Below are 798 nucleotides of genomic sequence, written 5' to 3' on the forward strand. Positions count from 1 at the left end.
CCAATAACCAATAACCAAGCGATCTATTCTTGGCCAATTCCCTCAATCGCCAACAAGCGCTGTTTACGCTCTACTCCACCCGCGTAACCCGTCAACTTGCCATTTTTACCAATAACTCGATGACACGGAATAATCACTGATACCGGGTTCTTGCCATTGGCTAACCCCACAGCTCGCACCGCTTTGGGATTACCGATCGCGTCGGCTAACTGAGCATAGCTCCACGTTTCTCCGTAAGGAATAGTAGTCAGTGCGTGCCAAACCGATTGCTGAAACGGAGTGCCTTTGGCAGCGATCGGTACATCAAACTGAACAGCTTCTCCTGCAAAATAACGATCGAGCTGGTCTTTAACCGATTGGAAAATCGGAAAGCTATCTTCTTGTGTACCTAAGTCTTCCGGTTTCGTTGTGTGTGTTTCAAACCAAACTCCGAGTAAGCCTTGCTCATTCGCCTGCAGAGTCACAGTGCCTAACGGGCTGTCATAATATGTAAAACGGTTCGCCATGATTGCTCCTAACTTTGTATTGCGGACGTTCGCAAGTTACTCTTTCTATTAAGACTGATTCCAACAGTGGAACGTAGCGTAACTGCCCCACGGTGAAACACTCTCTATATTGATAGCCGGTCGGTGCTCGATAAACTTCTTCACCACTAAATCACCCACTAGCAAATGATTCGGCTCACTCAAGCCACGCAGTAATGCGTATTGTATGGTCCAAGGGCCAATGCCTTTTAGGTCAATCCATTTGGTAGGGTGCTCGGCTTGGTTGTCGACCATGTATTCGGCAACACGTTTT

1 protein-coding gene and 1 pseudogene are annotated in these 798 nt (G+C 47.6%); both read right to left on the bottom strand.

The features are described from left to right. Window positions 1-23 precede the first annotated feature (23 nt). Window positions 24-506 (bottom strand): methylated-DNA--[protein]-cysteine S-methyltransferase, encoded by a 483-nt coding sequence (locus BCT81_RS18415; RefSeq protein WP_102425403.1) that lies wholly within the window; start codon window positions 504-506, stop codon window positions 24-26. A gap of 48 nt (window positions 507-554) precedes the next feature. Next, a pseudogene (locus BCT81_RS18420) lies at window positions 555-798 on the bottom strand (DNA-3-methyladenine glycosylase 2 family protein); the annotation flags it as partial.

It is taken from the genome of Vibrio sp. 10N.261.52.A1 (assembly GCF_002876325.1).
Taxonomy (GTDB): domain Bacteria; phylum Pseudomonadota; class Gammaproteobacteria; order Enterobacterales; family Vibrionaceae; genus Vibrio; species Vibrio chagasii.

Coding starts and splice junctions, on each gene's coding strand:
- BCT81_RS18415 (WP_102425403.1), bottom strand. CDS start 506: ATGGCGAACCGTTTTACATATTATGACAGCCCGTTAGGCACTGTGACT.